Raw genomic sequence first — 25610 nt, 5'->3', positions numbered from 1 at the left:
TGTTTTTCTGCCGTTTTAATTAATATTTTATGTGTTTGGAATAAAACTGTTTAACTGTGTTGACAATCCAGCAGCAATGACTGCTTGCTCGTAAATACGCGCTTCAGCCAGAGCATACGGATGGAACGACTCGGATGTCAACAATGATGAAATATGTGCCACTACATTCATATGACACACCACAACAATCGACTCATAAGGCAAATGGGACAACCATTCAACTGCTGATTTGGCATCGTCTTCAGGTTTAATCTTATTACATACCAGCACAGGTACATTTTGAAAATAATGCTGCAGATGCGCCAAAGTCTCTTGTGCACGCAATAAAGGACTGACTACAAATACATCGGGTTGAATCATGTCCTTTAAATATTCTGCAGTTTGTTGCGCCTGCTTATGCCCTCGCTTGGTTAATGGACGTTTGTCATCATTTCCATTGACCGCAGGAGAGGCTTCACCATGACGGACTAAAGTGAGTTGCATAAAATTTCCTTATTTTCAATATGCAGCAATTATAACCCAGCTTTATGACAGAGCTTATTTATTCAAATATTTGAAATTAGACTTCATGGTGTGGCAAAACAAACTCCACATCACTACGATGCCCATTTTTCATCAGTGAAAGTGCAATGCTTAAAGGCGGTGCCCCCTCAAAAATAACATCATATAAAGCACTGGTAATTGGCATATACACATCTAATTCTGCTGAACGGCTGCGTACCTGCACAATGGTATTAATACCCTCGGCAGTTTGACCCAACTCTTTGGTGGCCTGTTCCAAGCTCTTACCAGAACCCAAAGCAAAACCAACCTGATAGTTACGGCTGAGCGGGCTATTACAGGTCGCAAACAAATCACCCACGCCTGACAAACCAAGGAAAGTCAGCGGATTTGCACCCAATTTCACTGCAAAACGGCTCATTTCTGCCAATGCGCGGGTTAAAATCATGCTCTTGGTATTTTCACCCACTTTATAGGCAGCAGCCATGCCCATTGCAACAGCATAGATATTTTTTAAAGCACCGCCAAGTTCCACACCATGTACATCATCACTGGCAAATACACGAAATAATGCGCTGTGTAAGGCTTGCTGTACTGCATAACGTACCAGTTCAGACTGACTGGCAATTACCGTACCCGCGGGTTGTCCTGCCATAATTTCTTTGGCTAAATTCGGCCCAGAAAGCACACCATAAGGCACTTCAGGTAATTCTTCACGAATAATATCACTCATAAAACTAAAGGTCTTTGCTTCAATGCCTTTGGTTAAAGAGATGACTGCTTGTGAAGTAATGAATGGCTTAATTTGTTTCAGCACATCACGAAAAGAATGGCTTGGGATCGCCACTAAAATAATGTCACGATTACAAATAGCTGTTTCTAAATCGGTCACCGCTTTTAAACCGGACTCTAACGTAAAATCGGGTAGATAACGTTTATTGACATGGGTTTGATTAATTTCTGCTGCGGCAACGTCATCACGAATCCAGATCATGGTATCGCAACCATTACGTACTGCTGTATTTGCCATTGCAGTACCGAAACTACCACCACCTAAAACGGTTACCCGTAACGCCGTTTTTTGATTAACTGAAACAGGTTCAACAAGATCGGAAAAATTCAACTCTGACATTATTTTTATATCTCAACTCAGTATTTAATGACTCAGTATTCAATAAAGTTATTTATTCCAATAACTCACATAATTTTGGCTATTTATTTCTGCACGTGCAGGAATTGCTTTTGCTGCAGTTCCAATATAAATAATTCCAGAAATTAAATCATCTTCTGCAAGACCTAAAGCCTGTTTAAATAAATTCGACTCAATTACAGCACCACTTCGCCACATGGTTGAAAAACCCTGCACTTGTAGCGACAACAAAAAGTTTTGTATTGCTGCGCCGGTACTTAAGGTTTGTTCAAAATTGGGAACTTTGGGATGTGGCTGAAATTGAGTTAAGGCCAAAACCAAAAGTGGTGCACGAAATGGATGGTTTTTAACACGGTCTAACTGAGTCTGATCGGTTTCACCCAAATCCGCCAAAGCTTTAGACAATAATTCACCAAAATCTTCACGTTGATCCGCTGAAATCACCACAAAACGGGTCGGCTTTAAACGGTGATGATCGGGTGCAGTCAATGCAGCTTGAAAAGCTTTTTCCAACTGTTCTGCATTTGGCGCAGGCTCAACTAAATTGCCAATCGACTGACGTTGATGAATATTAAAATGAACCATATCTACCGCTGAATCAGTCATTAACTTCTATATCTGTGTACTAAAATATTTCATTAAGATTAGCATATTATTATTCAGATACTCTAGAGCAATTAGGCAATGCCCTCCACTCAATTGCAGCCTGATATGGGATGGCAATCACAGAGGAACCATATAAAACAGCATATTTCATACAAGTCTTTCAAAAAGCATCCAAAAAGTTATGCTCAAATGTTTTTTATTCTTTTTAAAACAAATCAGGGGAAAAAGATGAATAAATTTTTTCTACTCTCTTCCACAGTTGCGGTTGCTCTTGCCTTAACTGCATGTACATCCAATCCAACAACATCATTAGCCATTCAAAAACAAAATAATCAGTATGAAGTGACCGGCGTAGGTAAAAGTAATCTCATTTCTAAAAATAATGCGATTACTGCTGCCAACAATACCTGTGGCAAAAAGGCCACTCCAGTCGTGATTGATGAAAAAACTGCATACAATGGTGCTTTAAAAGGCGTGGTTGATGAAAAAACAGGACAAATGATTCAGGCTGCAACCAGCGTTCTAGGCACTATAGCAGGGAAAAGTGGCAGTCTAGCTCGGGATGATGACTACCAAACAGTTCTCACATTTACTTGCCGGGCAAACTAAATATGTAAATGATAATTTTATGTCATTACATCAATAAGATATGATGTTTTGAGCATACAAAAAAAGCCGCTTATTTAAAGCGGCTTTTCTTTTACATTTTATTTAATATCAAAATTAACAATAACCTTCCATACGGGTTAAAGGTAGTTTTTGACCAATGGCTTTTTCAATTTCTGGAAGATAGAACGCATCATCTTCAGACAAGAAACTAATACTGACACCCCGTGTACCAGCACGACCGGTACGACCGATACGGTGTACATAATCATCTGATTGTTCAGGCAAAGTAAAGTTTATCACATGTGAAACACCATCCACATGAATACCACGACCAGCAACATCGGTTGCAATCATAATATTATGTTGGCCATTTTTAAATTGATCGAGCATTTTGGTACGCTTGTCTTGTGCAATTTCACCAGACAACATCACAACCTTATAACCATCTCTTTTTAAATGATCATACAGTTTACGCACCTGATCACGACGATTGGCAAAAATCATGACTTTTTCAATCGGTTCATCGCGCAAAATTTCTTGCAACAATTTATATTTATCTGTTTTAGCAACCATGTAAACACGTTGCTCAACGTCTGCATTGGTTTTCTTTTCTGGCTCAATTTCAACAGTCACAGGTTCAAACAGCCATTGTTGCGCCAAATTTAAAACATCATAGCTAAAGGTTGCAGAGAACATGAGCGTTTGACGTTGTTCTTTACGCGGTGAATAACGCACAATTCGTTTTACTGAGGGAATAAATCCCATATCCAGCATACGGTCCGCTTCATCAATCACTAAAAATTCGATTTGATCCAGCCACACTTCTTTTTGTTCAACAAAGTCAATTAAACGACCGGGTGTCGCCACAATAATATCGACAAATTGTTTATCAAGTTGTGCTTTTTGCTTATCAAAATCAACACCACCCAACAAGGTAACCACATGCAAATCGGTAAATTTGGTTAACTCTTTAGCATCACTTTCAATTTGTAAAGCCAACTCACGTGTTGGAGCAAGAATTAACGCACGTGCTTCACCACGAAAGCGTTGTTCTTTAATCGGATTATTGAGCAAATCATTAATGACACTAACAAGGAAAGCGGCTGTTTTCCCGGTACCTGTCTGTGCACGACCAATGGCATCGTGTCCAGCCAAAGTAAATTTTAAAACCTTTTCCTGAATCGGTGTCATTTCTTTGAAACCTAAAGCATCAATAGCTTGTTTAAGTTTCGGATGTAAATTTAAGGTTTCAAAACCAGATGACATATAAATGCGCTCTAACTTAATAATCAGGAAAATTGTAGCCTATTATAAACAAAAACGCCCCAAATTACATTGGGGCGTTCTCATGAATAATCAGGCGATTAGTCTAAAGGTTGTACTTCTTCAGCTTGAAAGCCTTTTTGACCTTTAACTACGCTGAATTCAACACGTTGGCCGTCACGAAGTGAACGGTGACCGTCACCTTGGATAGCGCGGAAATGAACGAATACGTCGTCGCCGCCGTTACGTTGAATAAAGCCGAAGCCTTTAGTGTCGTTGAACCATTTAACTACGCCTTGTTCACGAGCTGTCATAAGTTAATCCTCATTGTATTTAATAGAAGGACCACCCGGTGTTGCAAACAGCAGAGTAAACAAGGTTTAAAAATATTTATTATTTCTAAGCTTGTAATCATTCTGTATTACTATTAACAAAATCCCGGTTACATCCATTTTAATATTCAACTTTAAGACAAATTTAACAGTGTCATTAATTTGAATACGCGACGAGCTTACCACGGGTTTATAACAATTCATACTGTTTTTTTTGAATAATTTTCCTTTTGATTGAGTTTTATTTTACTAATTATTTATCTATTTTATATCAGTACTTTTTATGTTGAGATTATATAATTTCATTTAGCTTTGGCACTAAATTTGCTAACATTTCAGAACGTTTTGTCAGAAATTTAATGAGATGAATGATCTAGCCAATCCAGCAATTATCATAGATGCGATGGGCAAACCCTGCCCCATGCCATTATTGATGCTTAAGCGAGCGATCAAGAATAAATCAGATCATCTATTTTTATTAAAATCTTCAGATCCGCATAGTCAGCAAGATGTAACTCGCTATTGCCAAATGCATCAATTGAAATGCAATATGACAAAAATAACTGATACTGAATATCACTACTTAATTGAATCTTAATTATTTTCAATTAAACTAGAACTTTTCAAATTTGTATAAAAAATTACATTTCTCTACCCAATATTCCTTATTTCAGGAAAATATTGGATTAAGATAAAATTTAAGTGGTTATGTCATCCATTCTGAAGGAGAACACATGAGTGACAGCAGCAATCAATTGATGCCCCTGTCATTATCGGCGCCAGGGGTAAATCTCGGTGCTTATATAAGTACTGTCAATCAGATTCCTATTTTAACGGCTGAACAAGAAAAAGAGTTAGCCGAACGGTATTATTACGACCAAGATTTAGACGCTGCAAAAATGCTTGTGATGTCTCATTTGCGTTTTGTGGTCCATATTGCACGTAGTTATGCCGGCTATGGTTTGCCACAGGGCGACCTTATTCAAGAAGGTAACCTCGGCTTAATGAAAGCAGTTAAACGTTTTGACCCTAATATGGGCGTGCGTTTGGTTTCTTTTGCCGTGCATTGGATTAAAGCTGAAATTCATGAATATGTGATTCGTAACTGGCGTATTGTTAAAATTGCGACTACTAAAGCGCAACGTAAACTGTTCTTTAACTTACGTAGCTTAAAAAAATCGAGTAAAAAGCTGACACTTGAAGAAGCAAAATCGATTGCCAATGACTTGAATGTGACACCAGAACAAGTCTTGGAAATGGAAGGCCGTTTAACCGCATACGATGCAGCCTTTGAAGCTCAGGGTGATGACGATGATGAAGGTTCAACGCATGTCGCACCGGCTTTGTATTTAGAAGATAATCGTTACGATCCAGCACGTTTAGCTGAAGAAGAAGACTACGAGCAACAAAGTACTTCTGCCCTGCATAGTGCAATGGATCAGCTGGATGATCGTTCGCGCAACATTTTGCAGCGCCGTTGGCTAGATGATGAAAAATCAACCCTGCATGAATTGGCGGCTGAATATAATGTGTCTGCGGAACGTATTCGTCAGTTAGAAAAAAATGCCATGGAAAAAATTAAAGTCGCAATGTCTTCTAACTAAGCCATTGAACTCATTTTATTCGTTTTTAAAGAAAGGGCTGCGTGCTCTTTTTTTATATTCAGACATTTGTATTGTTGCTTTTTGCCTTTCGTATAAACCTTAATATATGCTAAGTTAAGCGCAAATTTCCTCAGGTGATAATTGCTTATGTGGATTGCAATTTCAGCCCTTAACTTGGCATTTGCGGTCATGCTAGGTGCATTTGGCGCGCATGGCTTAAAAGCACGTGCAAGCGAAGCTCAATTGGCTTGGTGGCATACAGCAACTGACTATTTTTTCTATCATGCCCTTGGACTTTTGGCGCTCGCCATTCTAAGCAAAGTTATTCCCCAACTGCCTATTAAAGCCAGTTTCATGCTAATTCAAGTCGGTATTTTCTTTTTCTGTGGCTCACTCTACGTGATGGCTTTAGGTTTACCGCGTGTATTAGGCGCCATAACACCCATTGGTGGGGCTTTCATGATTGCAGGTTGGCTGGTACTGGCGTGGAATGCATGGAAATATGCAAAATAAAGTTAAGGAACAGGGAGAAATGACTATGCATATTTATTTAAATGGCGAATCGCAAAATACCTCATGTACCAATTTATTAGAATTGATTCAAGAATTAGCCTTGGAAGGCAAACGCTTTGCTGTAGAACAGAATGAAATGATCATTTCCAAAGGCAAATTGGCACACACCCCAATTTGCGCTGAAGATCATATCGAAATTATTCATGCCGTCGGTGGCGGCTAATTCGGAGCTCCCATGGAAGATACCCCGCTTATAATTGGTTCTCGTACATTTAATTCACGCTTATTGGTCGGTACAGGTAAATATAAAGATTTAACTGAAACCGATTTAGCCATTCAAGCCAGCGGTGCAGAAATTGTCACGGTTGCGATTCGTCGTGTGAACATTGGACAGCATCCTGACCAGCCGAATTTGCTTTCTGTTGTGCCCCCTGAAAAATATACTATTCTGCCCAATACTGCTGGCTGTTTTGATGCCAACAGCGCAGTGCGTACCTGTATGCTGGCGCGTGAACTTTTAGATGGTCATAATCTGGTTAAACTGGAAGTATTAGGTGATGAAAAAACCCTTTATCCGAATATCACCGAAACCTTGAAAGCCGCTCGTACTTTAATTGACGATGGCTTTGAAATCATGGTCTACACCTCGGATGACCCGATTGTGGCTCAAGAGTTAGAGAGCATGGGCTGTGTGGCGATTATGCCTTTAGGTAGCCTGATTGGTTCAGGGTTAGGTATTTTAAATCCGCACACCATTTCTATTATTAAAGAAAATGCCAAAGTTCCGGTATTGGTAGATGCCGGTGTGGGTACAGCGAGTGATGCTGCCATTGCCATGGAATTGGGTTGTGACGGCGTACTGATGAATACAGCAATTGCTGCCGCGCAAAATCCAATCTTGATGGCATCTGCAATGAAAAAAGCGGTTGAAGCCGGTCGTGAAGCATTCCTTGCAGGCCGTATGCCACGTAAACGCATGGCCAATGCAAGTTCACCTGAAACCGGTTATTTCTTTAAATAAAGCTAAAGTCATTAAAAAAAGGGCTCAGATGAGTCCTTTTTTTATATTTCAAGAAGAATGTACTTAACTGTTTAAACCCTTTTGCATAATCCGGATTATAACATTCAGCACCTCATAGCCGTAACAGCCATCTTCCTGCAACACCACAGGGGTTATTTTTCTAAATGCGTTTAACACATTTTCACGATGTTGGGCACCTGAGCGAAGCTGAATATCTGCAATAACAACTAACATAGTTTGCTCCTTAAACACCTTATCCATTAAGCAAAAACATCCATCAAATGCTGACGATATTTATTTTCATATTCAGCGACATTGGGCATTTTTATCACATCATTCACGATGAAAGTATTTAAACTTTTCATCCCCAAAAATTGATTGGCTTTATGGAATGGCAGATATACACCATCAACGCCAACCCCATGAAAAAATTGATCAGCCTCATTAAAAGCTTCCATGGGTGCATTCCAGGTTAACGATAACATATACTTTTTATCGTGAATGAGCCCACCTGAACCATATTTTTTCGATGCATCAGAACGTGATCGACCATCACTGGCATATAAAGTTCCATGCCCTTGGGTAAAAATATCATCAATATATTTTTTGACTGTCCAAGGTGCACCCATCCACCAGCCGGGCATTTGATAAATAATGACATCCGCCCATACATATTTTTGAATTTCCTGCTGAATTTCATAGTCGCTATCTGCACGAGAAATTTTAATGCGATGACCCAGTTCGCTAAGCACAGTATTTGCTAACTCAGTCAACGTATCATTTAACTCGCCATGCGAGTGTGCAAATTGCTTGGCACCATTCACAATCAGGATATTACTCATTTATTCGCCTTTGATGATTTTTTTTCAGTGGCCAATATACGTAAATATTTTATTGCTAAAAATTCATTAATTTGCAAAATATTATTGATAAAAAATCAATAATAGAATGATCTGATCATTTAAAACTTCACCATTTTAAAAGCAAAGAAAAAGCACCCTCAGGTGCTTATTCAAATCAATGCAAAAAAATTAAGGGATTAAACCTTCATCACGCATGGCGATTTGTACGGATTGACGTTCTGCCACTTTATTACGCAAGGCAATAATATTGTTATACGGCGTGAGGTCATGTCCAATACCATTCGACCAATTGGTTAACACAAATAAATAGGCATCTGCCGGACCAAAATTATCATCAACTAAATAATCGTTATCAGACTCAGCAATGGCTTTTTCAATATAGACAAGCAAACGGTCAATTTCTGCATAAGCTTTTTCTTTCGCCTCATCCGACAATGATGCACCGAAAAATACCGCATAAGCATCATGTAATTCAGAGTTCAAGTAACCTAGCCATTCAAGAACTTTGGCACGCCCTAAACCTGATGGCGGAATTAAATCTTGTTTGGGATCATGTTGTGCAAGAAACGGTAAAATTGCCACATTTTCAGTCAGAATCAAACCGGGATTAATTTCTAAAGCTGGAACATAGCCCTTTGGATTAATTGTGTAATAATCAGCACCTTTTTCTGTTTTATGAGTTTTTAAATTTACACGCTCTAAATCAAAATCGACATTAATTTCATTTAAAATAATATGTGATGCTAGTGAACACGCGCCCGGGGCGTAATAGAGCTTCATATCTGATCCTTGTTATTTAACTATTAACTGTTTTAAATCTCTTCTAACAAACTTTCAAGTGATCGTACCTGTAAATTGCAAAAAAGCATCAATGCGTAAAAAACCTTTACCTTTAGAATATTGTCCAAAATGCAATATTTTTCAAGTCAATCTGAGGTGCTTTTTTCTATAAAACTGTTTTAACATACCCGGCTTTAAAGTTTGATGAAAATTAACCTTGTGATTAGCCTTAAAAAAGAACAATGGTTTTCCAATATCCGCACTGACGTATTAGCCGGTCTGGTCGTGGGTTTAGCCCTCATCCCCGAGTCAATTGCCTTTTCAGCCATTGCTGGTGTTGACCCGCAAGTCGGTCTATATGCATCATTTTGTATAGCTGTCACCATTGCTTTCTTTGGTAGTCGCACTGCCATGATTTCTGCGGCTACAGGCGCCATGGCTCTGTTAATGATCACTTTAGTCAAAGATCATGGCTTGCAGTATTTACTTGCAGCAACGATTTTGACCGGGATCATTCAAGTGATTGCGGGATATTTTAAAGTCGCCAAATTGATGCGCTTTGTCTCACAGTCCGTGGTCTATGGTTTTTTAAATGCCTTGGCGATCTTAATCTTTGTGGCACAGCTTCCTGAAATAGGCAAGATGGACAGCTTAGGCTATTTATTTATGGCGATTGGCTTAGCTATTATTTACCTGTTCCCACACATTCCCAGAATTGGTAAAGCGATTCCCTCACCTTTAATTTGCATTGTGGTTCTTAGTCTTTTAGCCATAGTACTTGGCGGCGATATGCGTACCGTGAGTGATTTGGGACAATTCCCCGATACCTTACCCATTTTCCTGATTCCAGAAATCCCTCTTAATTTTGAAACCTTAAAAATTATCTTTCCTTATTCCATCACACTCGCGACCGTGGGTTTATTAGAAACCATGATGACCACCACTGTGATTAATGAAGTTACCGGAACTGAAGGTGATCGACATCAGGAATGTCGTGGCCAGGGTTATGCCAATATCGTCAGTGGTTTTATGGGCGGTATGGCGGGTTGTGCCATGATCGGTCAATCCATTATTAATATCAGCTCTGGTGCACGTACACGTTTATCTACCTTGGTTGCCGGTGTGTTTTTATTGTGTTTGGTGGTCTTTCTTAAAGATTGGCTGGCATACATTCCTATGGCTGCTTTGGTTGCCATTATGATTATGGTGTCTTTTACGACCTTCCAATGGGGCTCTGTCAAACAGTTCCACAAACATCCTGCTTCATTTAATGTAGTGATGATCGCAGTCGTTATTGTGGTATTGACCACCCATAATCTTGCATTAGGGGTTTTTATTGGTGTGCTACTGTCTGCATTATTCATCATCAATAAGCTGGAAAGCGAAGTAAAAGTCAGCTCCGTATTAGCCAATGAATCAACACGTCATTACACAATTTCAGGGCAAATTTTCTTTAGTAGTTCAGAGAAATTTTTCCAGTTTTTTGACTTTAAAGAAACGATCTCTAAGGTTGAGATTGATCTCACCTATGCACATATCTGGGACATTACTTCGGTCAATATGTTGAACACTGTGGTACAGAAATTTAGAGATCAAAATATTCAAGTCGAAATTATAGGATTAAATGAGGCGAGTAGCACTTTAATTGATCGCTATAATCCACTTTAACTTTTGATTAAAATAACAGTGAGCTCATGGCTGCTATCGTTCCTAGATTTCCAATATGATGGCAGCCGGAAACTAAAAAAATTATAGGCAGTACTATGAATACGAATCACTGGTTTATGTGGGCGATATTATCTGCCTGTTTCGCGGCCTTAACTGCCATTTTTGCCAAAGTGGGCTTGCGACAGGTCGATTCTGACCTAGCCACACTTATTCGCACCGTGATTATTGTCTTTGTATTAAGTTTAATGGTTTGGGGATTAGGCAAATGGCAGAATCCCTTGCTGCTTTCAGGCAAAACCTGGTTGTTTTTAACTTTGTCGGCTTTAGCGACTGGCGCATCATGGCTGTGTTATTTTCGAGCCTTACAACTCGGTCAAGCCTCACAAGTGGCACCGATTGATAAACTCAGTGTGGTTTTAGTCACCCTTTTTGCTGTTATTTTTTTAGGTGAACGCCCCAGCCTGCAAGAATATTTGGGTATTGTCCTGATTGCCCTTGGAGTGCTTACTATTGCATTAAAATAATGTAGATTTTCTTTTAAAATCTTCTATAAGCCAATATTTTTTATAAAACAATCAATACGCACAACTTAACCCCGTTATTTCTTAGGTCTCAACTTCCATTACAGCAAATAATGACGCAACCACAGCATGACTCTGTGGTCTTTGTCGCATCTTAAAAATGAAAAAGTTTGACTTGTTAGGCTCAGGACTTAAAATACCGCATTCGAATTTTTTACATTTGCCAAAGTTATGTCGAACGATCAATTAGACCCGCAAGTCGTCGAGCTGGACAACTTGAATGAACATCGCGAAATTGTCACTTTCATGCGTCGTTCATCTCCGCTAAATACCTCTCAACGTACTGCGCTTGAACAATATGGTCACCTAATTTTGGAATATCCGGTGGGTGATTTACGTCAACACTTTGAACATCCAGAACGCCCTTTAACGGTTGAAATTGGTTTTGGTATGGGCCGTTCGCTGGTGCTTATGGCAAAAGCCAACCCTGAACGCAACTATGTCGGTATCGAAGTTCATGTTCCCGGTATCGCGCAATGTGTATATGAAGCAGGTATCGCAGGTATAACCAACCTACGTTTACTCGATGCCGATGCCATTCAAGTGCTTCGTGAAATGCCAGATAATAGCATTAATGCCGTGCAGCTTTATTTCCCTGATCCTTGGCAAAAGAAACGTCATTTCAAACGTCGTTTTGTATCGCATGACCGTATGCCACTGGTTGAGCAAAAACTGGAGATGGGCGGTACATTCCACTCGGCTACAGACTGGGAACCATATGCTGAATGGATGCTGGATGTGTTAGATAACCGCCCAAATCTTGAAAATATGGCAGGTAAAGGTAACAGCTACCCTCGCCCTGACTGGCGCCCACAAACCAAGTTTGAACGTCGCGGGATTGAGGAAGGTCATAAAATTAACGACTTCCTGTTCAAGAAAATTAAATAACTTTAACCGATACCTTAAAATGGCTCATCAATGTATGGGCCATTTTTACTCTTAAACTTTAAGCTTTTACAGCTAGATAACCTTGATAAGATAAAATTTGAGTAAAGCGCTCCACAGAATCAAATCCACTCAATTTCAACTGTTCAAATGTTTCCTGCTCCGAGAGCGGATAAAAATCATCTTCTACACGATCAATCATTGCCGCAGATTGTGAAGTCGTTAAGCCGTTTGCCTCACATACATGTTTCAGTATTTCCAGTTCCTGCTCTGACTTGATTCGGGTCAAATCAAAAGTAATGAATAGTCCTTGATGTTTTAAACGTGAACAAATCGCTTTAAAGAACTTGGGCTTATCTGAATAATCTACAAAATGCGTGACCAGAATAGAAAGTGCCGCATCGTATGTTTGACCTGTTTTTAACTGGTCTACATCTCCCAACACAAACTCCACCCGATGCGATGCATTTAAGGAATGGATATGGTGTTTGGCTTTATCCAGCATGGTTTCCGACAACTCTGTTGCAGTAAACGTCCAGTCAGGAAACGATCGCAATAGATAGCCCAGCTCATAACCTGTACCACAACCCACAATCAATACATGTGCATATTCATCTGCATAGCTTTGCAATAAAGCTTTGATTTGCTGGTGTACAACATCATAGCCGGGAATTAATTTCCGAATATGCTCATCATAGCCATCAACCACATACTGACTCTTAAAATCCTTTGCCATAAATACATCCTTATTTTATTCATTCTTCAAGTATATTGATTTAATTTTAAACGACTATTTTTGCTGATGCGATTGCAAAATCTGTTGACTCATCAGCTTATACACATTTTTTAAATCTTCTCTGTGAGCATCCTCTAACATCTGCTGATGCATATTCAAGATATTTTCATCACCTCGCATCGCCGGTCCAGTTTGCATCCTTTTAGGCTCATTCTGCGTCACTTTATTGGCGGTTTCTAAAATCAATGGATAGAGCAGGGAAAAATCCACCTGCTGCGCATCGACAATCTGCTTCGCCATATCATAACAATAATTGCTGAAATTACAGGCAAAAACAGCAGCTAAATGTAAACTTAAACGCTGTGCCGAGCTATATTGATAAACTCGACGACTCAATTGATTGGCGAGTTCTGTTAATAAAATCAAATCATCTTCAGACTTGGCTTCTACAAATAACGGTGTATCTGACCAAGGAATTTCCCGATCCAAGCTAAAGGTTTGTAAAGGATAAAACACACCTGCACGTGCATGAACTTTCGCCAAGACTTCAATATCTGTACTGCCCGAGGTATGCACAATCAAGACATCAGCTAAATGTGGATGAACTTCTGCAATCACTGAGGCAATCGCTTGATCACTCACTGCAATCACCACCAAATCAATTTCAGGATTGATTTCTGAGATATTCACCGTTGCAGTTGCACCCACTTGCACCGCCAAAGTGTGTGCAGACTCGAAACTGCGGCTATAGATTTGGATGATTTGATGATGCTGGCTTAAGGCATAGGCAAGATGATGCGCAACCCGTCCTGCCCCAATAAAACTAATACGCATAATATTTTCACATTTTACAATTCACCACAGCATGCCAATAAAAAAAGGACGAATCAATTCGTCCTTTTATTTAATGACCATTTAAAAGAAGTCTTATAAAAACTATACATTTACTGTTTTTTAACCCCTTGCTCATCCACATCACGAACCACACCCGTATCGGTATTTAACACTTCAAACTCAATACGGCGATTTTTAAACTGACCTTCAGGTGTTGCATTATCAGCAACGGGTTGTTCCGAACCATAACCGACCGCTTGCAACTGTGCAGGATCAACACCTTGTTTCACCAGGTAATCTACAACAGCTTGCGCACGTTTTTGCGATAATGCTTTATTTGCTGAAGCATTACCCACAGCATCAGTATGACCCTTAACCGTTAACTGCACGTGTGATGCTCGTTTAATCAGTGCAGCTGCTTGATCTAAAATCGATTTATTAGCATCAGGAATATTACTACTTCCAGTATCAAAATTGATAATTTGCATGTTCAGTGCAGTTGCAATATCTAATGCGCGAATATTCTCTGGATTAATTTCTGCCAAGGCTTTTTCTGCATTGGTATTACCTGTACTTATTGCAGTAGTGCGATCAGCAGGTGCAGAAGCAGCGGAAGTTGCTTGCGTCATGACTGTCATATTTTTAACAAGTGGTCGAATTTTAGCTGCCAATTGCTCTGCATCAGCCGGATTAGCGGTCTGAATAGACAATTGATCACCCATCCAGGTTAATGAGGCATTTGGAACACCTTTCACCAATTTCAATACACTTGGAATGGCATCTTGATCAATAAATTCGGTATGGTAGCTTGCATTCGTTTCTACACCACAACCGTTGTTGTGATTAAAAATTTGTTTTATTTCTTTTTGCAGAATATCGATATAACTCACATTGCCAGAATACAACTGGCAGGTTGTTAAATCCCCTGTCGAACCGGTACTGAGTTGCAATTTTGCTGGCTCACTGGTTGCAGTCTGTGCAGGCACACCACTTGCTGGCTCAGTTTGTTTTTTATCCGAGCAGGCTTTAAACATTAAAGCCAGCAGTGCAGCTAAAATAATGAAAGCAATCAGTGACAAGAGAAATTTCGATTTCTTTTTTTCCTCAACTGCTCGATAAGGTTCAGCTTCGGGAACTTGATGCAAAGTACGCCCAGATGCAATACCCACACCCAAAGCGCTTAAAAGTGCTGTAGCCCAATGTGGCAAGGCACTCGACACTGCTGACCAATGTCTTTCAATAAGATGTGCAATCGCACTTGGTTCAGAAGAACCGGCTTCCGCTTCTAAAAAGCCAAGTGTGGGCGAAATTGAGCGATTTAAAGTAGATTCAATTGCACCAGTCGGGACTGTTCCAGAAACCTGTTCTAAAAACTCCTGCTTTAAATCGGGATGTGTGGCAAAGATATCAGTCAATCTCGGATTTAATTGACTTTGTAAATTTTTAACAAGCTCTGGCTTAGATTTAAAAAGTGACAAAAGGATAGGGAAAAAACTGCTTAATGCCTGACTCTTCTCGCTGAGATATTCTGTTTCACCTTCAAGGACAATTGCAGATACTTTCTGCTTGAGTAAATCAATCAAATTAGTATTCATCCATTATTCCTCTTATTCTCGTTTTATTACGTGCATTTTTTAGTTTATATGCTCATTTTTTATACAGTGTAATTAATTGTATTATTTGAATACTATTATTTTCCAGCAATAAAAAAGCCAGCCGAAGCTGACTTTTTCCTATATTTAAAAATAATTATTCTTCTAAATAATAAATTTTTTGACGCAACTCTGATGTTCGCTGTGTTGTCATATTGGTTTCACAGTTTATTCGATAAATTTCTGGATTATCTGAATGAGTACTTTCTAATTTACATTCCAACGTGCGTTTTTTAAGCCAAAGTCTTTGCTCATCTAAAAGCTGACTACGAACTTCTTTAGTGGTCGAATTCCAAACCAAATTTAAATTTTCATTGGCTGTATCTAAATTAGTTTTCGCCTCTGAAATTAATACAGATTGATATTCCTGTGCAGTAGCCTCTTCTTCAGCTACACGTTTAATCTCTTCTTGTTTCGCAACTTCAGCTGCATTTTGACGTGCAGTTTTAACCAAAGAATCAACTGCGATATCTCTGACGAAATATGCCAGAGCATCTGGATTCTCTAAAGTTACATAAACTTTTTTACCATCATCTGTTGGCTGAACTAAATATTCAATTTCTTTTTTCAGCTGATTTGCTTCAAATGATAAATCTGACAATACTGCAGCCTGAGCAATACTATTTTCATCATAAACCGTACGAGCTGCATCTGCATCTTTTACCATTTGATCTGGAACTTTAACTACAAATTCAGTTACGCAATACTGCTTATTACTATTTGGATCAGAATTATTCGTGCGGACATCATTCACATTGAATGTAATTTGCTGAAGGGTACTTCTTAATTTCCCCATATCAATTGTAACGTTTTCACTATCAATCAATTCCTTGACACGCTCTGCAGCAATATCACTTACCGTTTTACTGAAACTTTCAACAACCAACTGCTTTGCAGTTTCATTATCACATTTAACTGAACTTCCTGTGATTGATTGTACTTTGTCACAGCCAGACACAAGTAACATACAAACCATTAATGCTAATAATTTAAGTTTCATAATTGTCCTATTTTCCATCCATCTTTATTTTCAAAAAATAACTAATTATTCATATTCTTCGTCATAACCCTCTGCTGCTGCAATGGCTGCTTGTGCTGCTTCCGTTGCTGCATCAGATGCTTCTACAGCTTCATTATTTTCCTGATAAACAGCATTGTTTCTTTGTATAGCCGCTTTACTGGCTTCCAAATTTTTAATTTGATTCTTTTCAATTTGTGGTTTTAAGAATGCATAAGTTAAAGTTTCTGAAAGAACGGTTTGTACGTTAGCTGTATTCTTAAGTAGAGCTAAAACTTTGTCACCTTTGTCAGTGGGTTGCAGAACATACTCCAGGGTTAAATGAATCTTATTATTTTCATAATTGACACCCAAATTATTCGCATGTTCTTCTACACTAACTGCATCAACTTTAGCTCTCGCTTTATTAGATTTTTTAACTAAATCAGAGGGGATTGTCGCTGTTAAATCAATTGCACATGTGGTTTTTGGACTATTTGGATCAATAAAATCTGTTCTGCTATCAACTAGGCTAAATTGGATATTTTTTGCTGATAGTTTAAGTTTTGCTGGATCTAAATCCTTAATCGAACCATTTTTAATTAATCCTTTGAGCTCATGTTCTAAAGATTGTGCCAAATCATCCTGTAATACCTGTGTTACCAATGATGTTGCGGATTCATCATCACATTTCACATGTTTCGAAAAAAGATTATTACAGCCAGTTAAAGTTAAAACCGATGCAAACACAAAAAGTGTTTTATTGTTAAGTTTCATTAATATACCCTCTTTTATTTACATAATTATAAACAAAATTAGCAATTAATAACAATTTGGTCACAAAAAAAGCCAGCCGAAGCTGACTTTTATAAATTACAAAAAAATATTAAATCAATTAAGCTACAAAAGTTTGAACCACTTTACCTACCACTTTTTGATTAATGAGCGGCGTATTTTTACCCTGTGAAAGAATTGACTCTTTTGAGACCATCCATTCAAGTTTAGGATCAACCAGCACCCAACCCGATTCCTCAGCCCAGCGATCGACCATATTCGCGACTTTTGCAGGTGCAAGGGTCACTTTTTCAACCCACTCTAAAGGCTCAAATAGTCCTTCATTAATGAGTTGAATACCAAACGAAACATAGGTATCAAAAGCCGTCATACCCGGTTGTGTTTCGGCAAATGGGGCTAATTTTGCAGAACTGCTAAGCGGTTCATGATGGGTACAAATCGCATCAATCACACCATCTTTTACGCCTTGACGTAATAATTGCTTATCTTTTTCAGCACGTAATGGCGGGCGTACATGTGCCAAAGAGTTAAAACCATCAGTTAAACTTTCAGTTAAATGCAGTTGATGCATGGCAACATCCGCAGTAACTGGCAAACCTTTGTCTTTGGCAATTTTGATCAATTCAACAGAGGCACCACAAGATAACAATCCGAAATGTGCACGCACTTTCGTTGCTTCAATCATGAGCAAATATTTAGCAATCGCAACGGTTTCAGCCAATGCCGGAATCATCGGCAAGCCTTGGCGTGAAGCAATAAAGCCTTCATGTGCACAACCATCTTTGGCAATTTGATGTTCTTCCGCATAGAACACGACCGTCATGCCTAAGCCTGCAGCATATTCAAGGGTACGAATCACTACATCATCATCAGCAAACGGCGCATTGGCATTCGAAACAGCCGTACATCCGCCTTTTTTCAAGCCTGCCATGTTTGCAGGCTGTTTACCTTGCAAACCTTGCGTTTGCGCACCAATCACTTGTAGATAAATGCCGCCATCCAGCATGGCTTTATCAACCAAGCCATGAATCAGCGCACCATTGTCCTGCACAATCGGTTTTGAGTCTGGTGGAGTAAAGACATGCAAAATGCCATTTTCACGCGCGGCCTTTCCTTCAGATTTTAAAGTACCGTGTTGTTGCTGACCCGGTTCACGTAAACGTGCACACAAATCGACCATGGTTGGCATTAACCATTGACCTTGACCATCAATGCTTTCACTGATCTGATCTGTTTCTGCAACCAGTTTGCCGTTTTCAATAAAAACCGTTTTTACGCGATCCGTTTTTTTGATTGGGTCTAAGACACGGACATTTTCAATTTTTACAATACTCATGACTTTACCTTATCCCGCAATCGCTTCAATTAAACCTTTTTCTTGCAACTGGCCTTGCATAGACAGTGCCAGTACCGCCATACGCACAGCAATACCATTGGTCACCTGATGCAAAATGACCGCTTGCGGACCATCAGCAATACTGGAATCAATTTCCACACCACGGTTCATTGGCCCCGGATGCATCACGATGCAATCAGGCTTTGCCATCGCCAAACGCTCTTTGTTCAAACCGTACATTTTGTAGAATTCGGCTTGTGACGCCAGCGCTGGAGAATCAATCCGTTCATTTTGAATACGTAAAGTAATAATCACGTCGCAATCTTTAATCCCGGCTTCCATGTCATTGAACAGACGAACATCTTCGCCATATTCTTCAAAGCCATAAGGCAGCAAAGTATTCGGTGCAATCACACGAATGTCTTTACAGCCTAAAGTTTGCAATGCCGCCACATCTGAACGTGCCACACGTGAATGTTTAATATCACCAATAATGGCCACACTTAAAGCTTCGAATGGCTTTTTAGTTTCACGGCGGATGGTCAGCATATCCAGCATCGCTTGAGTCGGATGTGCATGACGGCCATCGCCTGCGTTAATAATCGCAACATGCGGGCAAACGGTTTGTGCAATAAAATGTGCCGCACCTGAAGATGAATGACGAACCACGAAAATGTCCGCTGCCATTGCTTCAAGGTTCCACAAGGTATCTCGTAATGTTTCACCTTTTGATGTACTTGAGCGTGCAATATCGATATTCAACACATTGGCTGATAAACGTTTTGCCGCTGCTTCAAAAGTGGTACGCGTACGAGTCGAGTTTTCAAAGAACAAATTCATGACCGTACGACCTTCTAATAAAGGAGTCGTTATCAATTGATTTTGATCATTAAAAAAGGAATTGGCTGTATCAAGAATTTTGGTCAGGGTTTCTTTAGAAAGACCGTCAATGGTCAAGAAATGTTTGAGATTACCCTGTTGATTGAGTTGAATCTGGCTCGGAGTATGCAATGCCGCCAAGTGCATGAGAGATTCCCGTTCAGTTAAGTTGAACTATTATACAGATATTCCCCTATTGTTGGCAGTTGAAGTTTTCAGCATTCGGTGACTATTTACATGTCATGTAAATTTATTAATTAAAAGTAAGTGATTAGTTTTACCAGTTGGGCTGTCCCCCACATCTTATTGATGAAGTTCAATTTATGGGTCATTTATTAAAATTAGGCTCTAAATCAAAGCAGTATTTAGAGCCTAATGAATTAGCGTAATGCACCAATATAGTGATGTGACACTTGTGCTCTATATATTTCTTCTTCTGTTACTTCTGTTTCATATATTTCTGCTATTTCTTCCTTAAGCTCAATTTGATCAGGTGCAACGTCAAACACCATTAAGCAACGTAGACGTTCCGCTTGTCGTTGCAACTCTGAATCATTCGCAGATAAAGCAAGATCAATCACATATTTAGCATAAGCTTGATTTTGCACCAGATACATAACATCGATCACTCGCCCTGTTACACGTCTTAATCGAGCATAAATCAGTGTTGCGATAGAAAAAGATTCAGAATTGCTCACAAACCCAGTCTGTATTGTGTCTTTCATTAAATACCCCTGATCAAATCAAACTGATTGAAAATAGCAGTTACAGTCCAAATCACATGACTCATAACCAATCAAGGCATTCTGTCAGCAAAATACATACCAGTTATGCAAGCTTAATAGATAAAAATCAGATATTTCCCCATCAAGCTCAGGCTTTGCCATAATTTAAAAACTTTTCAGGACTAAAATACGTTAAAATAGTAGATTGCTTAGCTGCTTTTGGAAAATTTGCATGAATTCGAAACTACGTCTTTCTACATACTGGGTCACCTGTGCAGATGGGCTTGAAACCTTACTCCAAGAAGAATTGGAAGGTTTAGGTGTTCAAAACATTGAACGCTTTCCAGGACGTTTAGTTTTCCAAGGCACGCTAGAAAATGCATACCGTATTTGTATGTGGTCACGTTTAGCCTCTCGTGTACTGACTCCTATTCATACCCATGAATTAGAATTCACTCATGATGCACGTGATGTGGCTGAAGAATTGTACGAAGGTGCAATGAACTTTGACTGGTCACTTGTTTTTGCAACACAAAGTACATTTGCCATTCGTTTGCACGTCGAACGCGACATTAAAGTAAATAGTCAATTCGCAACCTTACGTGTTAAAGATGGTGTGGTCGATTCCTTTATGGAAGCTGTAGGCAAACGCCCAAGCATCGACATTAAACAACCTGAAATTACTTTATATGTGCTTGCTGGTAAAACTCAGCATACCTATTGCCTAGATTTATCAGGTGATTCTTTACATAAACGCGGCTATCGTCATTTCATGACCGATGCCCCAATTAAAGAAAACCTTGCAGCCGCAATTCTGCAAAAAGCCAAATTAGTTGAACGAAATCCTGACATTATTTTAGATCCAATGTGTGGTTCAGGAACATTCATCATTGAATCACTAATGATGCTTACCGATCGCGCACCTGGCTTGGTTCGTCGTTTTGGTTTCAATGGCTGGAATGGTCATGACCATGATTTATGGATGTCGATTAAAGCTGAAGCAGCTGAACGTCATCAAGCAGGATTAGAAAAACAACTCCCTCAGTTCTATGCTTATGATGCTGACTGGGAAGCTGTGAAAGCGACCAAGCAAAATATTATTGCAGCCGGTTTTGAATCCATACTCGATCAAATCAAGATTGAAGAACGTACCCTTGCAGATTGGCCTGATTTCCACGCTGAAGGAAAAACTTCTTTTATTGTTACCAACCCACCTTATGGTGAGCGTTTAGGTGAAAAAGCCTCTAACCGTGCCTTGTATTTAGGTTTATCCGCGCTTTTACAAAAGAACTTCCCGAATCAATACGCTGCAGTAATTGCTGCACAAGTTGAACAAGCCGATGTACTTGCGTTTAATGATCCGCAAATTCTGCGTTTGATGAATGGTAAGCTTCCTATTTATGTACGTTTCGGTACGATCAAACCTGCAACTGTGAGCCAGCCCTTCCTAGCGACTTGGCAACCGCAACAGTTTGAGCCAATTGAAGGTGCTGAAGACTTTACCAACCGTTTGCAAAAGAATATGCAAGCCTTGAAAAAATGGGCTGTTAAAGAAAATATCTATTGCTTACGTTTATACGATGCAGATTTACCTGACTTTAATGTCGCGGTGGATTTATATGGTGATCGTCTGCACGTCCAAGAATATGCACCACCAAAAACCATTGATCCTGAAAAAGCAAAAAAACGCTTTAACCTGGCTTTGGCGGCTATTCGTGCGGTGACTGGTTTAGGTCGTGACGCGATCTTTATTAAAACCCGTGCCCGTCAGGAAGGTAAAACTCAGTACGAAAAACAAAGTACCGCTTCTAAACGCTTTATCGTTCAAGAAGGCAAAGCTAAAATTTTAGTCAATTTAACCGACTATCTCGATACTGGTTTGTTCCTCGATCATCGTCAAATGCGTTTACGCATTGCTGCTGAAGCGAAAGGCAAGCACTTCTTGAACTTGTACAGCTACACATCTACTGCCAGCTTACATGCAGCTTTAGGTGGTGCAGCAAGTACAACAAGTGTCGATTTATCGAATACTTATCTTAATTGGTCTAAAGAAAACTTTGTACTTAATGGTTTGACGGTTGATCATGCTGATGAACAACATCAATTCTTCTCGAGTGACTGTTTTGAATGGCTAAAAGAAGGTCATGAACAATATGACCTGATCTTCATTGATCCACCAACTTTCTCAAATTCGAAAAAATTCTACGGTACTTTTGACGTACAACGTGACCACAATTCATTGCTTAAACGTGCCATGAACCGTTTAACCACAGAAGGTACCTTGTACTTCTCGAATAACTATCGCGGTTTCGAAATGGATGAAGAAGTTCAAGCCATGTTCGATGTGCAAGAAATTACCAGTGAAACCATTGGGCCAGATTTCAAACGCAATACCAAAATCCATAAAGCATGGAAAATTAAACATCATCCAATCTAATGATGCTTTGCATGAAATAATACACATTGAGATGAAACGATTTATCGTTTCATCTCAATGGTAATACCTTCATAATAATTCATTCGTAAATTATCTGATTGATTCACTGAATCTAATAAGCGAATAGTTGAATGAGTCCCGGCTTGCTTTTCATTCAACATTCATTGTTCAGCCGCTTTCTTCTTCTGCATCTGATAATCGGATTCTGCAATTTAAAAAGACTGCATATCTAGCAGCCTTTTTTAAGCTCAGCTCTTAATTTAAAAATTTCTTTTCGCCATATTTATATTCAATGCCTACTTTTAACACATCACCATCTCGTTTGGCTTGCATCGCTTGCTGCATACCATTTAGCATTTGTTCAAGTTCTTGATCAGACAGTATTTTACCGTCTTGCTGCAAGTAATTACTCATCAGGGTTTTCATGATTTGTTTATCATATTCAATATTGGCCTGATACTCGACTAAACTGGGTGCCATTTTAACCAAGCTAGCAAATGAAGATTGATGACCGGGCATCACCTTGCCACTCAAGCTTGTTTTAGCATACCCTTCACCCAACTTAATCTGATTATTTTGCGATTCAAAAGTAAAACCTTCATTCACAATGGATAAAAGGTGATCAGCCAATTCCTGAGATAATTGTTCTTTAGCTATACACACTTCACTATTTTTTTCCAATAAATCAAAGAAAGCTTGTACTTTTTGCTTATTCAGTGCTTTCAGATTGAAATTCATTTGCAACTTTTGAAAAGTCGGTATTTTATGCATGACCACTTCTTTAATATTCAGTTGAGTATCAAAATTCACCGTGTGTTTATCAATACCTGTATTCATCAGCAAAGTAAAATCTTTAAATTCACCACTACCAAATTGCTGTACATTTCGATCGGTACGTTTAATCGAAGCAATATTCAATCGGGTTTTCCCTTCATCAAAGCTAGAATTTAAGCCTTGAGTGGTTTCGAACTCTACTTCTCGTATCTGTACATGACCAAATTTATCGCTAACGGTCATATTCGGTATTTGAAGTTTAGCATTGAGTATTTCTAATTGATCGCCTGTTGATTTTGCATCCATTTTAAAAATCATTGAATCAATTCGGGTTTGTATATCCGCATCATTTTTTTCAAAAACTAGTGTCGTCAATGAGGAATGCACCACACCCAACCAATCAATCTTGGTTTGAGCAGTTAAAGGCTGTTTGAGTATTTTTTGAAAAACTTCATTGCCTTGCTGTAAATTAATTTTCGATTCAATATGATAACCATTCCAACTGCGTTTAATTTCATCTGTACCCGTTAGCATCAAGACATCTTTAGGTTTACACGGATCAAATGACAATTGAGCTACCCAGTCTGCAGAACCCTGCATTGCGCCCATATTAAAATTTTTATATTGAATCGAAACTAAATTGGTTTTTTGATTCTGCTGATAATACGAATTTAAACTTTTATCTGCATACAAATCCCCCCTATAGCAGCCGTTGCCAATACAACAAAACCACCCAACCCCATATTATTTTTGACATCACACGTCTCATTTTTTGCTTATTTTACAAACAAGTATAAGTTAAAAAATGAAAATTAATATAATTTTTTCAAATAACGCTCCACTCCCAATCACATTGCATGATTGGGTCATCCCAAATATCAATTAAATACGTCCCACTTCAAAATAACTGATTTTATTACGATCAAAGCTGGTATAGGGAGTGCCTTTAAAGCTATGGAAATAATGCTTGGCTTGAATCACATGAGAGGTGGTATTGCCCATCCAATGAATACGTGGGTCATTATTTGCCAAGGTAATACAAAAGGCTTGTTTACGACACAATTTAGTCTGTTGCTTAGCATGAAAAATCAGACTGGCAAAAACCTCTTGTTGCTCTGGATGACATAAAGCACTATGAATCATCAAATATTCAAAGGCATCATTTTTTTTCGGTAACGACAAAACACCTCGAATGCCAGCATAGACATTATAAAAAGGCTTAATGACTTTTAAGGGCAAAGAGTAATCGACAACACGGGTTTGTTTAAAAGCTTTTTGATTCCACAAACCATACAGACCGACAATTTGATTATTTTGGTCATATATGAGATAAAAATCATTGATATTCATGCCCAACCAAAAGGGATGATTCGATTCCACCAAGCCTGAAAAATCATAATTCGGTAAAAAATTATAATGCTGTTTCATCGTCAAGATAAATGCATTGGCTTCATTTATATGGCTCGCATTCATTTGCTGAAAACGATATTGTTTAAATTGTGCTGGTTTCTGCGCTTGTGACACCGTAAAGGTACGAATATCATCATAATGAAACGGTTCGGGAAAACCTTTACGCACATTATGCAAAATATTACATGCAACGGTGTTATCTTCTAAAACCACACTTTCAAAAATAGTATCCAGTGGAATTTCGTCATAGACATAGTCCATCAGTAGACGCAGCACTTTATTACCACGGTGCTTAGGATGCATGCGCAAATCCGCAACATAACGCAATAAGTCTGCTTGACCATTGATAAAACAATAGCGCCAACCGAGATTCATCATACCAACCACTTGTGCCTGATTTTCCTCCGGTACAACCAACTTGATATCTGGACAATTATATTGTGCATGACTGGCACTGAGATAACTTGGATAACGCTCAAAAGCCCAAGTCATACCATTGCTTGGCATGGTTTCCGCAATCAATTGCACCAGTTGCTCGTCATCTGCTGCAGTGGCGGAACGTACCAGAAAGTTCGGTTCATTTTTCGAGCGATAAATTTGGTTTTCATTATCGTTTTGTGCATACAATACGTTTAAGCTCATATAGTTTTACTCAGATA

At 39.0% G+C, this 25610-nt stretch carries 27 protein-coding genes and 1 pseudogene; 10 read left to right on the top strand and 18 right to left on the bottom strand.

Annotated elements, in window-relative coordinates:
* Window positions 1–27: 27 nt before the first annotated feature.
* The 3 genes from sixA to HLH16_RS14020 all read right to left on the bottom strand — a co-directional run bounded on the left by sixA (window position 28) and on the right by HLH16_RS14020 (window position 2257).
* The gene (gene sixA, locus HLH16_RS14030) at window positions 28–483 is read right to left on the bottom strand and encodes a phosphohistidine phosphatase SixA (RefSeq protein WP_171529805.1); all 456 of its coding nucleotides are present in this window, start codon (window positions 481–483) and stop codon (window positions 28–30) included.
* Window positions 484–559: 76 nt separating this feature from the next.
* Window positions 560–1633: an NAD(P)H-dependent glycerol-3-phosphate dehydrogenase gene (locus HLH16_RS14025; protein ID WP_171529804.1), complete on the bottom strand. Its 1074-nt coding sequence runs from the start codon at window positions 1631–1633 to the stop codon at window positions 560–562.
* A gap of 48 nt (window positions 1634–1681) precedes the next feature.
* Window positions 1682–2257 carry a nitroreductase family protein gene (locus tag HLH16_RS14020; protein ID WP_171529803.1) on the bottom strand — a complete coding sequence of 192 codons (576 nt, stop codon included), beginning with the start codon at window positions 2255–2257 and terminating at the stop codon, window positions 1682–1684.
* A gap of 228 nt (window positions 2258–2485) precedes the next feature.
* On the opposite strand from HLH16_RS14020, the gene HLH16_RS14015 reads away from it, so the two are divergent.
* A complete protein-coding gene (locus HLH16_RS14015; protein WP_171529802.1) occupies window positions 2486–2866 on the top strand; it encodes a hypothetical protein in 381 nt (126 codons plus the stop codon).
* A 114-nt stretch (window positions 2867–2980) separates the two neighbouring features.
* On the opposite strand, the gene rhlB is transcribed toward HLH16_RS14015, so the two are convergent.
* Together rhlB and HLH16_RS14005 are read right to left on the bottom strand one after the other, a co-directional pair.
* Window positions 2981–4132: an ATP-dependent RNA helicase RhlB gene (rhlB, locus tag HLH16_RS14010; protein WP_131291099.1), complete on the bottom strand. Its 1152-nt coding sequence runs from the start codon at window positions 4130–4132 to the stop codon at window positions 2981–2983.
* 98 nt (window positions 4133–4230) lie between these two features.
* Entirely contained in the window at window positions 4231–4443 is a 213-nt protein-coding gene (locus tag HLH16_RS14005; protein WP_004648643.1) for a cold-shock protein, read from the bottom strand.
* A 382-nt stretch (window positions 4444–4825) separates the two neighbouring features.
* On the opposite strand from HLH16_RS14005, the gene HLH16_RS14000 reads away from it, so the two are divergent.
* The 5 genes from HLH16_RS14000 to HLH16_RS13980 all read left to right on the top strand — a co-directional run bounded on the left by HLH16_RS14000 (window position 4826) and on the right by HLH16_RS13980 (window position 7599).
* Window positions 4826–5059, top strand: coding sequence for a sulfurtransferase TusA family protein (locus HLH16_RS14000; RefSeq protein WP_131291101.1), 234 nt, complete (start codon window positions 4826–4828; stop codon window positions 5057–5059).
* Between the two features lie 136 nt (window positions 5060–5195).
* The gene (gene rpoH / locus HLH16_RS13995; protein ID WP_067723323.1) at window positions 5196–6065 is read left to right on the top strand and encodes an RNA polymerase sigma factor RpoH; all 870 of its coding nucleotides are present in this window, start codon (window positions 5196–5198) and stop codon (window positions 6063–6065) included.
* A gap of 147 nt (window positions 6066–6212) precedes the next feature.
* The gene (locus HLH16_RS13990; protein ID WP_171529801.1) at window positions 6213–6578 is read left to right on the top strand and encodes a DUF423 domain-containing protein; all 366 of its coding nucleotides are present in this window, start codon (window positions 6213–6215) and stop codon (window positions 6576–6578) included.
* Window positions 6579–6603: 25 nt separating this feature from the next.
* Window positions 6604–6801: a sulfur carrier protein ThiS gene (gene thiS / locus HLH16_RS13985; RefSeq protein WP_171529834.1), complete on the top strand. Its 198-nt coding sequence runs from the start codon at window positions 6604–6606 to the stop codon at window positions 6799–6801.
* A 12-nt stretch (window positions 6802–6813) separates the two neighbouring features.
* Window positions 6814–7599, top strand: coding sequence for a thiazole synthase (locus HLH16_RS13980; RefSeq protein WP_086165708.1), 786 nt, complete (start codon window positions 6814–6816; stop codon window positions 7597–7599).
* 105 nt (window positions 7600–7704) lie between these two features.
* Here HLH16_RS13980 and HLH16_RS13975 read toward each other — a convergent pair.
* The 3 genes and pseudogenes from HLH16_RS13975 to HLH16_RS13965 form a co-directional block, all read right to left on the bottom strand.
* Window positions 7705–7833: pseudogene (locus HLH16_RS13975) on the bottom strand (NIPSNAP family protein); the annotation flags it as partial.
* A gap of 26 nt (window positions 7834–7859) precedes the next feature.
* Window positions 7860–8441 carry an NAD(P)H-dependent oxidoreductase gene (locus HLH16_RS13970; RefSeq protein ID WP_171529799.1) on the bottom strand — a complete coding sequence of 194 codons (582 nt, stop codon included), beginning with the start codon at window positions 8439–8441 and terminating at the stop codon, window positions 7860–7862.
* A 189-nt stretch (window positions 8442–8630) separates the two neighbouring features.
* Complete coding sequence (locus HLH16_RS13965) at window positions 8631–9242, bottom strand: glutathione binding-like protein (RefSeq protein WP_131291112.1); 612 nt, start codon at window positions 9240–9242, stop codon at window positions 8631–8633.
* A gap of 219 nt (window positions 9243–9461) precedes the next feature.
* Between HLH16_RS13965 and HLH16_RS13960 the strand changes: the two genes are divergently transcribed.
* The 3 genes from HLH16_RS13960 (at window position 9462) to trmB (ending at window position 12379) form a co-directional block, all read left to right on the top strand.
* On the top strand, window positions 9462–10910 hold the full coding sequence (locus HLH16_RS13960; protein ID WP_171529833.1) for a SulP family inorganic anion transporter: 1449 nt from the start codon (window positions 9462–9464) through the stop codon (window positions 10908–10910).
* 95 nt (window positions 10911–11005) lie between these two features.
* Window positions 11006–11434 (top strand): EamA family transporter, encoded by a 429-nt coding sequence (locus tag HLH16_RS13955; protein WP_171529798.1) that lies wholly within the window; start codon window positions 11006–11008, stop codon window positions 11432–11434.
* Window positions 11435–11662: 228 nt separating this feature from the next.
* On the top strand, window positions 11663–12379 hold the full coding sequence (gene trmB / locus HLH16_RS13950) for a tRNA (guanosine(46)-N7)-methyltransferase TrmB (RefSeq protein ID WP_171529797.1): 717 nt from the start codon (window positions 11663–11665) through the stop codon (window positions 12377–12379).
* A gap of 58 nt (window positions 12380–12437) precedes the next feature.
* On the opposite strand, the gene HLH16_RS13945 is transcribed toward trmB, so the two are convergent.
* The 8 genes from HLH16_RS13945 to HLH16_RS13910 form a co-directional block, all read right to left on the bottom strand.
* Window positions 12438–13112, bottom strand: a complete 675-nt coding sequence (locus HLH16_RS13945) for a class I SAM-dependent methyltransferase (RefSeq protein WP_171529796.1) — start codon at window positions 13110–13112, stop codon at window positions 12438–12440.
* A 54-nt stretch (window positions 13113–13166) separates the two neighbouring features.
* Window positions 13167–13946 carry a Rossmann-like and DUF2520 domain-containing protein gene (locus HLH16_RS13940; RefSeq protein WP_171529795.1) on the bottom strand — a complete coding sequence of 260 codons (780 nt, stop codon included), beginning with the start codon at window positions 13944–13946 and terminating at the stop codon, window positions 13167–13169.
* 110 nt (window positions 13947–14056) lie between these two features.
* Window positions 14057–15541, bottom strand: coding sequence for an OmpA family protein (locus tag HLH16_RS13935; RefSeq protein WP_171529794.1), 1485 nt, complete (start codon window positions 15539–15541; stop codon window positions 14057–14059).
* Between the two features lie 154 nt (window positions 15542–15695).
* On the bottom strand, window positions 15696–16598 hold the full coding sequence (locus HLH16_RS13930; RefSeq protein WP_250850284.1) for a lysozyme inhibitor LprI family protein: 903 nt from the start codon (window positions 16596–16598) through the stop codon (window positions 15696–15698).
* Window positions 16599–16643: 45 nt separating this feature from the next.
* A complete protein-coding gene (locus HLH16_RS13925) occupies window positions 16644–17372 on the bottom strand; it encodes a hypothetical protein (protein ID WP_171529793.1) in 729 nt (242 codons plus the stop codon).
* A gap of 118 nt (window positions 17373–17490) precedes the next feature.
* Entirely contained in the window at window positions 17491–18726 is a 1236-nt protein-coding gene (locus tag HLH16_RS13920; RefSeq protein WP_171529792.1) for a dihydroorotase, read from the bottom strand.
* Window positions 18727–18735: 9 nt separating this feature from the next.
* Window positions 18736–19752 (bottom strand): aspartate carbamoyltransferase catalytic subunit, encoded by a 1017-nt coding sequence (locus HLH16_RS13915; protein ID WP_131291122.1) that lies wholly within the window; start codon window positions 19750–19752, stop codon window positions 18736–18738.
* A gap of 233 nt (window positions 19753–19985) precedes the next feature.
* Window positions 19986–20330: a hypothetical protein gene (locus HLH16_RS13910; protein ID WP_171529791.1), complete on the bottom strand. Its 345-nt coding sequence runs from the start codon at window positions 20328–20330 to the stop codon at window positions 19986–19988.
* Between the two features lie 232 nt (window positions 20331–20562).
* Between HLH16_RS13910 and rlmKL the strand changes: the two genes are divergently transcribed.
* A complete protein-coding gene (gene rlmKL / locus HLH16_RS13905; RefSeq protein WP_171529790.1) occupies window positions 20563–22767 on the top strand; it encodes a bifunctional 23S rRNA (guanine(2069)-N(7))-methyltransferase RlmK/23S rRNA (guanine(2445)-N(2))-methyltransferase RlmL in 2205 nt (734 codons plus the stop codon).
* A gap of 255 nt (window positions 22768–23022) precedes the next feature.
* On the opposite strand, the gene HLH16_RS13900 is transcribed toward rlmKL, so the two are convergent.
* Both HLH16_RS13900 and HLH16_RS13895 read right to left on the bottom strand, forming a co-directional pair.
* Window positions 23023–24234: a DUF945 family protein gene (locus HLH16_RS13900; protein WP_171529789.1), complete on the bottom strand. Its 1212-nt coding sequence runs from the start codon at window positions 24232–24234 to the stop codon at window positions 23023–23025.
* A gap of 189 nt (window positions 24235–24423) precedes the next feature.
* Window positions 24424–25593, bottom strand: a complete 1170-nt coding sequence (locus HLH16_RS13895) for a GNAT family N-acetyltransferase (protein ID WP_171529788.1) — start codon at window positions 25591–25593, stop codon at window positions 24424–24426.
* Between the last annotated feature and the right edge of the window lie 17 nt (window positions 25594–25610).

The organism is Acinetobacter sp. ANC 5378 (assembly GCF_013004315.1).
Taxonomy (GTDB): Bacteria; Pseudomonadota; Gammaproteobacteria; order Pseudomonadales; family Moraxellaceae; genus Acinetobacter.
This window is presented reverse-complemented; position numbering and strand designations above follow the sequence as displayed.